This is a genomic window from Paenibacillus sp. RU5M, from assembly GCF_900221055.1.
Classification (GTDB): domain Bacteria; phylum Bacillota; class Bacilli; order Paenibacillales; family Paenibacillaceae; genus Paenibacillus; species Paenibacillus marchantiae.
The window spans coordinates 24,249-36,203 of sequence record NZ_OBQM01000020.1 but is presented as its reverse complement, the minus strand read 5'-3'; the positions used below and the strand labels follow the sequence as shown (position 1 = coordinate 36,203).

General features: G+C 49.8%; 12 protein-coding genes. All 12 read left to right on the top strand.

Annotated features, from left to right (window positions below):
* Positions 1-15: 15 nt before the first annotated feature.
* The 12 genes from spoVT (at position 16) to CRO25_RS30965 (ending at position 11,935) form a co-directional block, all read left to right on the top strand.
* The gene (gene spoVT, locus CRO25_RS31020; protein WP_024633717.1) at positions 16-558 is read left to right on the top strand and encodes a stage V sporulation protein T; all 543 of its coding nucleotides are present in this window, start codon (positions 16-18) and stop codon (positions 556-558) included.
* Positions 559-747: 189 nt separating this feature from the next.
* A complete protein-coding gene (locus CRO25_RS31015; protein ID WP_079697630.1) occupies positions 748-2,448 on the top strand; it encodes a polysaccharide biosynthesis protein in 1,701 nt (566 codons plus the stop codon).
* 249 nt (positions 2,449-2,697) lie between these two features.
* Positions 2,698-4,191: a nucleoside triphosphate pyrophosphohydrolase gene (gene mazG / locus CRO25_RS31010; RefSeq protein ID WP_079697629.1), complete on the top strand. Its 1,494-nt coding sequence runs from the start codon at positions 2,698-2,700 to the stop codon at positions 4,189-4,191.
* Between the two features lie 303 nt (positions 4,192-4,494).
* On the top strand, positions 4,495-4,767 hold the full coding sequence (locus CRO25_RS31005; protein ID WP_017691362.1) for an HU family DNA-binding protein: 273 nt from the start codon (positions 4,495-4,497) through the stop codon (positions 4,765-4,767).
* On the top strand, positions 4,767-5,045 hold the full coding sequence (locus CRO25_RS31000) for an RNA-binding S4 domain-containing protein (protein WP_024633720.1): 279 nt from the start codon (positions 4,767-4,769) through the stop codon (positions 5,043-5,045). The genes CRO25_RS31005 and CRO25_RS31000 overlap by 1 nt, the downstream gene beginning before the upstream one ends.
* 179 nt (positions 5,046-5,224) lie before the next feature.
* Positions 5,225-5,509, top strand: coding sequence for a sporulation protein YabP (yabP, locus tag CRO25_RS30995; protein WP_053778920.1), 285 nt, complete (start codon positions 5,225-5,227; stop codon positions 5,507-5,509).
* Positions 5,506-6,075, top strand: a complete 570-nt coding sequence (gene yabQ / locus CRO25_RS30990) for a spore cortex biosynthesis protein YabQ (protein ID WP_063567553.1) — start codon at positions 5,506-5,508, stop codon at positions 6,073-6,075. Before yabP ends, yabQ begins: the two co-directional genes overlap by 4 nt.
* A gap of 12 nt (positions 6,076-6,087) precedes the next feature.
* A complete protein-coding gene (locus CRO25_RS30985; RefSeq protein WP_063567554.1) occupies positions 6,088-6,423 on the top strand; it encodes a septum formation initiator family protein in 336 nt (111 codons plus the stop codon).
* 199 nt (positions 6,424-6,622) lie between these two features.
* Positions 6,623-7,156, top strand: coding sequence for a S1 domain-containing RNA-binding protein (locus CRO25_RS30980; RefSeq protein ID WP_063567555.1), 534 nt, complete (start codon positions 6,623-6,625; stop codon positions 7,154-7,156).
* A gap of 502 nt (positions 7,157-7,658) precedes the next feature.
* On the top strand, positions 7,659-10,166 hold the full coding sequence (gene spoIIE, locus CRO25_RS30975) for a stage II sporulation protein E (protein WP_179132319.1): 2,508 nt from the start codon (positions 7,659-7,661) through the stop codon (positions 10,164-10,166).
* An 85-nt stretch (positions 10,167-10,251) separates the two neighbouring features.
* On the top strand, positions 10,252-11,004 hold the full coding sequence (locus CRO25_RS30970) for a VWA domain-containing protein (RefSeq protein WP_064641402.1): 753 nt from the start codon (positions 10,252-10,254) through the stop codon (positions 11,002-11,004).
* Entirely contained in the window at positions 10,988-11,935 is a 948-nt protein-coding gene (locus CRO25_RS30965) for a protein kinase (RefSeq protein WP_024633727.1), read from the top strand. The genes CRO25_RS30970 and CRO25_RS30965 overlap by 17 nt, the downstream gene beginning before the upstream one ends.
* Positions 11,936-11,955 lie beyond the last annotated feature (20 nt).

Sequence of the window (11,955 nt, the reverse complement as noted above, 5' to 3'; positions counted from 1 at the left end):
GGGGCAACATGTGAAATGAAAGCTACTGGTATTGTCCGCCGTATAGATGACCTCGGTCGAGTGGTCATTCCGAAAGAAATCCGCCGTACGTTACGTATCCGTGAAGGCGATCCACTTGAGATTTTTGTGGACCGCGATGGAGAGGTTATTCTTAAAAAATACTCGCCGATTGGCGAACTTGGTGATTTTGCCAAAGAATATGCAGAATCGCTGTATGAAAGTACAGGCCATGTAACGATGATCTCTGATCGTGATACGATTATTACCGTGGCAGGTGGCTCCAAGAAAGAGTATCTGGACAAGCAGGTAGGTCCTTTGCTGGAGAGTTGTATGGAAAACCGGAAGACGATTTTGGAGACCAACAATGGTTCTTATGAGCTTAGCAAAGATCATGACGAGACGTTATCGTCTTTTGTTATTGCCCCGATCATTTCAGGTGGTGACCCCATCGGAACGGTTATCCTTTTCAACAAGGATGAATCGGTGAAGATGTCTCAGATGGAAATTAAAATGTCCGAGACAGCTGCCGGGTTCCTTGGCAAACAGATGGAGCAATAAATAGCAGATCAACTCCTGGTGCCCAGAGGGCAACCAGGAGTTTTTGCATTTTAGGGAAGCTGTAGATAGTGTGGATGATGTCCTGAAGTGCATGGTGTCTTGAGGGGTTAGTCTGTGCGCCTTGGGACAGGTATAATAGCTAGGTATACTTTGAAGGAATGAATGCACGGACATACGCAGGAGGGACATATGAAACAGTTGTCTACAGGCTCAAGATTGCTTCAGGGCGCATTTGTGCTTGGGCTTGCCGCCATTATATCCAAAATCATTGGTGCTTTTCAGAAGATTCCGCTACAGAATCTGGGGGGAGACGGTGTTTTTGGCATCTACAATACGGTGTACCCGTTCTATATGCTCATCATTACCCTTGCTGCTGCAGGGCTGCCTGTGGCTGTATCCAAATTCGTAGCCGAGCAGAATGCTCTTGGTCGACCGGAGGAGGGCAGACGGGTTATACGCTTGTCCTCGATGCTGCTCGGTGGAATTGGACTAGCGCTGGCCTTATTGATGTATATAGGTGCACCGCTTATTGGAGATCTGATTGGAAATGGAAGTGTCGTACCGTCCATTCGCACAGCTTCAATGGCATTGTTGTTTGTACCGGTGATGACAGGCTTGCGCGGATATTTCCAGGGGTTGCAGCAAATGGTGCCTACGGCGGTATCCCAGGTGGTAGAGCAAACTGTTCGGGTCACGGTGATGATTGTTCTGTTGTTGTGGCTCATGGGACGGGACGCTTCATTGGAGACCATTGCAGCTGGAGCCATGATTGGTTCAGTGGCAGGAGGGTTTGCCGGGTTAGTTACGATGCTTGGATATGTGTACCATCATCGACGGAAAAATGGGGAAAGGCTCGCTGTTATGAAAAGTACTGAGACAGCTGGGCAAATGGAGAAAACCAAAGAACACCGAAGCGGGGAGAGCAGCCTTCTGTCTGAGGAGCGGCGATCCAACGGTGAGTGGATGCGGACGCTACTGATCTATGCCATTCCGGTTTGTCTCGGATCACTGGCTGTGCCATTGATGAATTTGGTGGATACCTTTACGGTACCCCGACTGCTAAGACGAGAAGGGTTGGATGAGCTCGAATCCATGGTGTCCTTCGGGATTTACAACCGGGGCTTGCCGCTGGTTCAGTTGGTGACGATGCTTGCCACGTCGCTGTCTGTGCTCTTTATTCCGGCGATGGCCGAAGCCCGGCTGAAAGGCGGGCCAGAAGCCGTGAGGCAGCAAGCAGGCCTTGCGCTGCGCTGGTTCTGGTTGATCGGCCTGGCGGCATCCGCAGGTTTAGCGGTGCTGGCAGAGCCGATTAACCGCATGCTGTACGGCGATGCCGCAGGCACCGAAGCTCTGCGGTACATGGCGCTGACGGCTGCGGGCAGCACCGTCAGCATTATTGCGGCGGCGCTGCTGCAAGGCCTCGGCGCCGTGCGCGCACCCGCGTTCAGCATGCTGGCCGCCGCAGGCGTCAAGGCGCTGCTGAACGTCTTGCTTGTGCCGGCGCTGGGCATCAGCGGCGCGGCCTTGGCAGGCGCAGTCGCCTACATGCTGGCGGCTGGCCTGAATGTGGCGCTGCTGGCGCGACTTGTCGCCATGCGCCCGGCCCCGGGCGCCGTTCTGGCGAAGCCGGCGCTGGTGATCGCAGCCATGAGCCTGGCGGCGGCAGGCACGGCCTGGGCCGCCGAAGCAGTGCTCGGCGGCATCGGTATCGCGGCCGATCGTAGGCTGGCCGCGATGGGCGTGAGCCTGCTAGGCATAGCCGCAGGCTCGGCCGTGTTCTTGCTGGCCGCGGCACGGACGGGACTGCTGACCGCCGCAGAGCTGGCGGCCGTGCCTAAGCTGGGGCCGCTGCTGGCGAAGCTGCTGCGCAGACTGCGTATGCTGCGCTAACCCTCGCGTTGCGCTGCTACAGTTAGCGCTACGTCAGCCATTCAACCCGGCTCCCACATTAAAGCGGAGCAAAAGTGATTGAATGAGTCACACCGTGTCATATGCAAATGCAATTATAGGATAACGTCTAATTCTGGTATAATACGTTTAATTATAGAGCCCTGTTCTGTACTATGTATGACCCATCCAAGATTGGTTGACCAAGGATGGGGAGTCGGAACGGGATAGTTCGGATGGAGGCTTATAAAGATGAGTGCAGCTTTGACAGTAGTCGGTCTTGGATCTGGAGATGCAGATCAGCTAACGGTAGGAATCATCAAAAAAATGAAACATGCAGCGACGCTGTATGTACGCACACTGGATCATCCCGTATTGAATGATCTCAAGCAGGAAGGGTTGGAGATGACATCCTTCGATGCCATCTATGAGACGAAGGATTCTTTTCCGGAAGTGTACGACGAAATTGCAGATCGACTGATTGAGGCCGCACGTAAGGGCGAGCCGGGTACCGAGATCGTTTATGCCGTGCCAGGGCATCCCATGGTCGCTGAAGCGAGCGTACGCCTGTTGAAGGAGCGCTGCCCAGAAATGGGCATTTCGCTGCGCGTTATGGGTGGGGAAAGCTTTCTGGATGAAGCGTTTATTCGTCTTGGATTCGATCCGATTGAAGGTTTTCAGCTTCTCGATGCCAGCAGTCTGAATACGGAACTGGTGCAGCCACAGCTTCATACCTTGATTGGACAAGTATATGATGTGTTTACCGCTTCCGACGTAAAACTGTGCCTGATGGACGTTTACCCTGACGATTATCCGGTATTTGTCGGACATGCCTTGGGTGTACAGGGACAGGAGATCATACACAAGGTGCCGCTGCATGATCTGGATCGGATTGAAGGGTACGGTAATCTCTCATTGATATATGTGCCCAAGAATACGGATGACGCGCTTCGTCGGCGCTCCTTCGCACGACTGCATGAAATCGTGAATATCCTTCGCAGTCCAGGTGGCTGTCCATGGGATCAGGAGCAGACCCACCAGTCGATTCGTAAAAACCTGATTGAGGAAACCTATGAAGTTATTGAAACGATTGATGAAGATGACCCTGATCACATGAAGGAAGAGCTGGGCGACCTCCTGTTGCAGATTTTGCTGCACTCCCAGATGGAAGAAGAGGTTGGCACATTTAACGTGTACGACGTTATCGAAGGGTTGAACGACAAGCTAATTTTCCGTCATCCGCACGTATTCGGTGAACAACAGGCAGAGAATGCGAATGAAGCGTTGCAAAACTGGGAACAGATGAAGGCAGAGGAGAAAAAGCGCAAGGGACAGGATCTACAGCAGACTTCTGTGCTAGACGGTATTCCCCGCGACTTGCCTGCCTTGATGAAAGGGTACAAATTACAGAAAAAAGCGGCTAAAGTTGGCTTCGATTGGGATGACGTGGAAGGTGTCTTTGCCAAGATTGAGGAAGAGCTGGCAGAGCTAAAAGAAGCAGTGCAGCATAACCAGTCTGCGGAAGAACGGAAGCTGGAACTGGGCGATTTACTGTTTGCAGCTGCCAATGTAGCGAGATTTATTGATACCGATCCAGAGGAGGCGCTTGCCGCCACCAATAGGAAATTCATTCAGCGTTTCCAGTATATTGAGGAGCGTCTGCGTGAACAGGGAAGAACTCCATCAGACAGCAATGTCGATGAAATGGAGCAATACTGGCAGGCAGCGAAGAAGGCTGGATTGTAAAGGGTTCTGGCATTTTGGGCGCTGATCCGATATCATTAGTTGCATCATGCGTATCGTGTCGTCGAAGCATCTCGGGTGCGGTTGCACGAGAAACCGTGTGATTAATGCAGAGGCGTTTCGGGTACTGGACTTAGACTGTTCTTGGGCAGGACCGACAAAAAGTGAAAAAAGTCGAAGACCGAGGCAGGATTTCAGATGCCAAGCCAGAATACATGTGTAGTAACCTTGCGCGGAGCCAGCAGCAGCAGATCTGTTGTCACGGATTCGCAGATACTTTTTTTTCAATTTGGGAGGCTTTTAAAAATGAACAAAACAGATCTGATTAACAACATTTCCACCAAAAGCGGTTTGACTAAAAAAGACGTTGAGTCCGTATTGAACGGCTTTTTGGGAGAAATTACAGATGCACTTGCCAGCGGAGACAAAGTACAACTGATCGGCTTTGGCACTTTTGAGACCCGCAAACGTTCCGGTCGTACCGGACGTAACCCGCAAACAGGGAATGAAATCGTGATTCCTGAGTCCACCGTTCCTGCGTTTAAAGCAGGCAACAAACTTAAAGAAGCCGTAAAATAATGCGTCTTGATAAATTCCTGAAGGTCTCCCGGCTGATCAAACGCCGCACCGTAGCCAAGGACGTTTCCGAACAGGGACGTGTGCTGGTGAACGGACGTGAAGCGAAGCCAAGCGCCGCTGTCAAAGTGGGCGATGAGCTTACGGTTCAGTTCGGTCAAAAGCTGGTCACCGTGAAGGTGGAACGTCTTGCCGAGAGTACCAAGAAGGATGAGGCGAGCAGCCTCTACACCTTGGTTAAGGAAGAGCCGATCGCCAAGGATAACGGTCTGAACTGGTAACAGGGATGCCTGATATACTTTTATACACATTCATTGCAAAATGAAAAGAAACGCCTTTCCCGTATAGGGAAGGGCGTTTTTGTGCTCAACCGTTATCCGGACATTTGCTTTCATACAACCTTGGTTCTATTCTGCACTTCTGGTCCATAAGCTAGGGTTAAGAAGGAGGGGTACATGCCATGGTTGAGCAAAGTAAGACGAAACAGCATCATCTGAGCATGCAGAATCGGAAACTGCTGGATCTGACGGGTGTCTCCAATGTGGAGAGCTTCGACAGTGAGGAATTTTTGCTGCAAACTGAACTTGGGCATCTGACCATCCGGGGGCACAATTTACATATCAAAAACCTGAGCCTGGAGGACGGTTTGTTATCCATCGAGGGCACTGTCAGTTCTCTTCAATATCTGGACCCCGGTTCTCAGTCCAAAAACGGTAAAGGCCTGTTCGGCAAGATGTTCCGATGAGTCCGGATACTCAATGGATCACATTGATGTGGATGCTGATGTCGGGAGCCGTGATGGGGATGGCCTACGACAGTTACCGGGTACTGTCCGGTCAGCTACGGTTCCCGAGATGGAGCGTCCACACGCTAGATCTGTTGTATTGGGTCGCTTCCGCGCTGTTCGTCTTCCGGATGCTGTACGCCGGAAACCACGGACAGCTGCGGTTTTATGTCTTTTTGGGGCTGATTATAGGGGTTTGCTTCTATTTTTGGCTTTTAAGTGTTACAACCCAGCGTTTTGTGGTAATGTTAATTAAACTCGCAAGAACGCTGATTCATTGGTGTGGACATATCCTTAACATCCTGATCGTTATGCCCGCTAAAGGACTTTACAAGCTAGTGCGTGTATTATTTGGTTTCGTACTCGCCATACTGTTATTCCTGGGTAAGCTGGTGCTGCAATGTTTGGTACCTTTCGGCAAGTTGTTCCGCTGGATGTTTAGGCCAATCCTGAAACATTGGGTTACGCCACACTTCCTGATCCGTGCGGGTTCAAGTATCGCAGCGATGTGGAAACGCTGGTTTTAAGGAGGTCCGATAATGGGTAAAACACCTATGAACAAATCAAAAGCTCCAGCAGGCCAAGGAAAATCTGCAGGTGCCAAAAGGCGTCTCATGCTATGGATGACCTTTATGGTTGTGTTTATCATTTGGGCAGGATATACGTTCCTTGTGCAGACTGCGCAAATTTCGGACAAGAGTTCTCATCTGGCTGCCCAGCAATCTTCAAAGGAAGAGACGTTGAAGAAGCTGGATCAATTGAAGTACGAAGTCAGTCGGTTGAAGGATCCCGAATACATAGGACAGCTGGCTCGGAAAAAAGGATACTATCTGCCTGAGGAAACACCAATTCAGGTTGAAGAGTCAGGGAACTGATGTAATTTGGCTCATTATCGAGCAAGGATTGTTATCTATATGTCTGAAGCCGTTATACCGGAAAAAATAGGCTACCTTAAGGGGTAGTGCTCAGTTGACCTTGGTTTGCGGCATAAGGTATAATTAAATTAGCACAGCATTGATTTTGGCATTCAAAAAAATCGGGTTGTATATTTTTAAGGGAGGATCATTTTATTCTATGGCAATTGAAGTGGGCACCAAGTTAGAGGGCAAGGTGACAGGCATCACGCATTTTGGAGCATTTGTGGATCTGTCAGGAGGTGTCACGGGTCTCGTTCACATCTCGGAAATCGCCGACAATTATGTCAAAGATGTCAACGACCACCTGAAGCTTAATGACCTCGTTACCGTTAAGGTCATCAACGTTGACAAGGATGGCAAGATTGGGCTTTCCATTAAGCAAGCTGTTGACAAACCGGTTGAGCAACAAACACAGTCCAGACCCCCAAGAGCTCCTAGACCGGAACGCAGTGGAGGAGATCGCGAACGATTCAGCGGTGGAGGCCCAAGTGGTGGCCAAGGCCGTGGAGGCGGTGGCGGTGGTGGTGGTTTTAACCGTGACCGCGGAGGCCGTTCTTTCAAGCCCGCAGCAGGCAAACCTTCATTTGAGGATAAAATGTCACGCTTCCTGAAAGATAGCGAAGAACGAATCTCTTCGCTGAAGAAGAACACAGAAGGCAAACGTGGTGGCCGTGGAGCCAAACGCGTGTAATCTGGTTCAACCTGATTTAAAATATAAGAAAAACCGTTAGCCTTGGGGCTGACGGTTTTTTTGCGTTTGTTTTTAATTTTGGAGTTTAACCGTTCAGATATAGACAATTAACTGGATTCATAGCCGTTTTTGTAAAGTGAAGCTCCATATCCCCAGTTTTTCTGCACAAGAAAAAAAGTACATAAGAACATTTGTCGTCTACCATTTTTTACCGACAGGTTTCCGTGGCATTCCACAGGTATCCTGCTCAAATCGTGGCGAGGACGAAGCGCGTCCGGTTCAAAATCAGACAAGTGCCTTGTCGGCAAGGGTTGTGGCAAATGTATGAAACCACAATAAGGCCGGGGGTTTCGCACCACCGCGCCGCGTCTGTTTCTTTTGTCGTAAAGTTTTTGGACCCTACCCACCAATTGTGACAAACTACGTCTTCTATTCTATCTATAATCAGAACCATCGAGAACGAAACACGAAAATTAAATTAATCGAATGGGGTGCCTTGAGGATGATGGAAAAGTGGAATGTCATTCAATTTCCGGGAATGAAAGCTGGTAAAGGAGGTACAGAAGCTCGGGAGGAGCTGTCGGTACGTCTCAAACAGTGGATTAGCTCCCGCAAGGCCGTCCAGATCGTTGCTGCACGTAAATGGGTGCTGCTTCTTACCTTTATGGGATTTTTGCTAGGTAAGGCCATGATTCTGAATGAATTATCACCCTTTGCGATTGCTTACTTTGCGGTTATCGCCTTCATGCGCAGGGATTATATTATTCCGGTAGGAGCTGCGTTGCTGGCAGGAAGTCTCTTCGCCCCGTTTCCGGTACCTCTGATTGTTGCTTCGGAGCTCGCTATCTTCTATCTGTTGTTCAGAGGACTGGAGTCTTATGACCGCGCTGAATTATCTTATGCGCCAACGATGGTGTTTACGACTACTTTTATGGTCAAGTTATTCGCCGTTGTTATTGGGCCGTCTTTCAGCTGGTACGCCATGCTAATGCTCACGATGGATTCCGTACTCAGCTTTGTGCTTACCTTAGTTTTCATACAGGCCATACCGATCTTCACGTATCGCAAAAAAAAATTCAACCTAAAGAACGAGGAGATCCTCTGTCTGATCATCTTGCTGGCTTCCGTAATGACGGGGGCGGTGGGCTGGACGATCCAGTCCCTGTCTGTAGAGCATATGCTCTCTCGTTATCTCATTCTAATCTTCGCGCTGGTGGGCGGAGCCCCCCTCGGAGCATCGGTTGGGGTCATTACTGGTCTCATTCTGAGTTTGGCCGATATGTCGGCGGTATATCAGATGAGTCTGCTTGCTTTTGCTGGTATGCTGGCGGGTATGCTCCGGGAAGGAAAACGTGCGGCGGTTGCTCTGGGCATGCTGCTCGGTTCCTCTATTCTATCCATATACCTGGGTGGACCGGGAGATGTCATGAACTCCTTATGGGAGACATGCGCAGCCATTGTTCTGTTTATGTTAACGCCAAAAAGTATGCTGACGGCCATCTCCAAATATGTTCCTGGTACGCAGGATCACACGAAATCGCAACATGAATATGCGAAGAGAATTCGGGATGTCACCGCAGAACGGGTTACCCGCTTCTCTCAGGTATTCCGTCAGTTGTCACGCAGCTTCGATCAGATGTCCGGCGCGGGGGAGCCGGTACAGAACGAAGGCGGGATGGAACACTTCATGAATGCCGTAGCCGAAGGCACATGTTCGGGTTGCTTTAAGAAGGATCAATGTTGGGATGTGAAGTTTATTCAAACCTATAAATACATGACGGACGTGATGAGTTCCATTGAAGCCAACCCGGAGATGTCAGGCAAGCAGATTCCGGTGGAATGGAACAGGGTATGTGCGAAACCGGAGGAGGTACTTGAAGTGATGCGTGCCCAGTATGGTCTGCATCAACATAACATGCAATGGAAACGTCAGATTATAGATAGTCGACAGCTGGTTGCAGAACAATTATCAGGGGTATCCCAGGTGATGGAGGACCTGGCGAAAGAAATTCAACGGGAAAGTGAGGAGATGGTACAACAGGAGGAGCAGATTCGGGATGCGCTTGAGTCGTTAGGTCTGTCCATACATTCTATTGAGATCATTAATCTGGAAGCGGGGAATGTGGAAATTGAGATTGTTCATGCCTATACACGCGGATTTGACGAGTGCCGGAAAATAATTGCTCCGCTGATCTCGGATGTACTGGACGAGCATATTGCCGTCTTGAATGAGACCATGCTCGATCCTCGCCAAGGGCTGGCGACAGTCACCTTTGGTTCTGCCAAAACGTTCGAGATAACAACCGGTGTTGCTGCTGCCGCCAAAGGGGGAGATGTGATGTCCGGGGACAGTTTCAGCACGGTTGAACTGGGTAACGGGACCTTTGCAGTTGCGCTTAGCGATGGCATGGGCAATGGCGAACGGGCACGCATGGAGAGCAGTGCTGCGCTAAATATACTGGAGCAGTTGTTACAGTCGGGCATGGATGAGAAGCTGGCGATCAAATCGGTGAATTCCGTTCTGATGCTGCGTTCTCCTGAAGAAATGTATGCAACAGTGGATATGGCTCTGATCGATGAATATACGGCAGAGACCACGTTTATGAAAATCGGATCGACTCCAAGTTTTATTAAACGAGGGCAGGAGGTTATTCAGGTTTCGGCAAGCAATCTGCCGATTGGTATTATCAAAGATATTGAGGTGGATCTGGTAACCGTACAGCTTCAGCCAGGGGATGTTTTAATTATGATGACAGATGGTATCTATGATGCACCGGGGTATGCCGTCAATAAAGAACTATGGATGAAGCGGCTCATTCAGGAAATTGATAGTGATGATCCTCAGGAGGTAGCAGACTGTCTGCTTGAAAGTGTTATACGTTATCAGCAACATGAGATCTATGATGATATGACTGTAATTGTAGGCAAAATAGAACATTATCGCCCGGAGTGGGCCACATTGAGAGTACCCGGAATAAGCCGGATGGAGCGTCCGCGCACTGTCAGTTAATTGCATATTCCTCTGTTTGAAGTCTCTTCATTCTGGCAATGCTAGTCATAGAGTTGGAGAGTAACCCAAAACGGAGGGATATCGGATGAAACAAATCTTGTTGATCACCGACGGTTGTTCCAATGTAGGCCCAAGTCCAGTGCTGGCTGCGGCGGAAGCGCGAGAAGAAGGAATTACGGTCAACGTGGTCGGCGTTATTGATTATGGAACCATTGGTGAGTTGGGTAGTCGGGAGATCGAGGATATTGCCAAAGCCGGAGGTGGAATCAGTCAGATCGTAGGCACAAGACAGCTTGCCCATACGATGCAGATGATGACAAGAAAAACGGTGGTTCAGACCATTCAACAGGCGGTTAATAGAGAGTTAACACAAATTCTGGGAGAGCACGAGCCGAAAACGGTAACAGACCTTGAACCGGCAAAACGTGCGCAGGTCGTTGAAGTGATGGATGATATGGCCGAGACAACACCACTTCAGGTCGTGCTTCTCATTGACGTAAGTGCCAGTATGAAGCCGAAGCTTGCTGCGGTGGAGGAAGGGATTCGCGATTTAATGCTTAGCTTGCAGGCACGTATGGGTCAGAGCCATCTTTCCGTCTTTCATTTTCCTGGGCGCCATAGCGGAGAAGAAGCTGTCATGGATATCGACTGGACAGTTGACCCGAGCCGTGTTCGTTCACTATTTGGACGTTTGCAAATGAAGGGAGCGACGCCGACAGGTCCTGCGATTCAAAGGGTGATTGATTTTTACCGTTATGGTACACTGGAGGGACAGCAGGAAATAGAAGGGAACTATCGCATTGAAAGAGAAGGGATGCTCGGTGACAACGTTGTCTGACGCCTCTTTCCCGCCAGGAACAGTCATCACAGGGAAATGGAATCGCAGCCGTTATACGATTCGGAAGCTGCTGGGCAAAGGAGCCAACGGCATCGTTTTTCTTGTCCAGCGGGGTGAGAATGGCAAACATTATGCGCTTAAAATGGGATTTGACCCAGTAGATCTGCAATCGGAAATTAATGTGCTCAAATCTTTTCAATTACAGCGTAATCATGAGGCCCTTCGGCAGAGTGGCATTCCTTCTTATCTGAAAGATGTGGATGACTACGCTATTCGTGGTCGTGATATTCCCTTTTATGTGATGCGTTACGTTCGGGGGGAGTCTTTGCACCACTTCATTCGGCGTCAGGGAACGGACTGGACACTTCTGGTTGGACTCAGACTATTGCAAAAGCTGGCTCAATTGCATCAGGCTGGATGGGTGTTTGGCGATCTCAAACCTCAAAATGTACTGGTATCGGATTATGGGCAGGTAGAACTTATCGACTATGGCGGAGTGACTTCTATCGGCCGGAGCGTCAAGCAGTTCACTGAATGGTATGATCGCGGATTCTGGAATGCAGGCAGTCGAACAGCAGACGGTACCTATGATGTGTTTGCTTTTGCGCTATTATTGATTCATGTACTTGAAGCTGATGCACTCAAAGCGCTAGCTGCAGAGGGATTACCTCAACTGCGAAGTGTAAATCAGCTCACAGCTCTCGTGGAGCGCAGCGAACGTCTCCGCCCTTTTCGAAACTGGACTATTCAGGCATTACGAGGTCAATTTCAGGATGCCGGACACGCGGCTAAGGTCTGGAAAGAGATGATGGCACGCCCTTCTCCTCTTCGTCGCCGTTCCAAGAGTACAACTCCGCGTTGGCTCAAAAATGCATTTGCCGTCTCCGTTATATTACTTATTGGGGTACTCATCTATGCACTGCGATTCTGACCTGTGAGAGTGCATATACA

Excerpts from the sequence above, each read along its gene's own strand:
- CRO25_RS30985 (WP_063567554.1), top strand. The coding sequence starts at position 6,088 with ATGGGTAAAACACCTATGAACAAATCAAAAGCTCCAGCAGGCCAAGGA.
- mazG (WP_079697629.1), top strand. The coding sequence starts at position 2,698 with ATGAGTGCAGCTTTGACAGTAGTCGGTCTTGGATCTGGAGATGCAGAT.
- yabQ (WP_063567553.1), top strand. The coding sequence starts at position 5,506 with ATGAGTCCGGATACTCAATGGATCACATTGATGTGGATGCTGATGTCG.
- spoIIE (WP_179132319.1), top strand. The coding sequence starts at position 7,659 with ATGATGGAAAAGTGGAATGTCATTCAATTTCCGGGAATGAAAGCTGGT.
- CRO25_RS31005 (WP_017691362.1), top strand. The coding sequence starts at position 4,495 with ATGAACAAAACAGATCTGATTAACAACATTTCCACCAAAAGCGGTTTG.
- CRO25_RS31000 (WP_024633720.1), top strand. The coding sequence starts at position 4,767 with ATGCGTCTTGATAAATTCCTGAAGGTCTCCCGGCTGATCAAACGCCGC.
- CRO25_RS30970 (WP_064641402.1), top strand. The coding sequence starts at position 10,252 with ATGAAACAAATCTTGTTGATCACCGACGGTTGTTCCAATGTAGGCCCA.
- yabP (WP_053778920.1), top strand. The coding sequence starts at position 5,225 with ATGGTTGAGCAAAGTAAGACGAAACAGCATCATCTGAGCATGCAGAAT.
- CRO25_RS30980 (WP_063567555.1), top strand. The coding sequence starts at position 6,623 with ATGGCAATTGAAGTGGGCACCAAGTTAGAGGGCAAGGTGACAGGCATC.
- spoVT (WP_024633717.1), top strand. The coding sequence starts at position 16 with ATGAAAGCTACTGGTATTGTCCGCCGTATAGATGACCTCGGTCGAGTG.
- CRO25_RS31015 (WP_079697630.1), top strand. The coding sequence starts at position 748 with ATGAAACAGTTGTCTACAGGCTCAAGATTGCTTCAGGGCGCATTTGTG.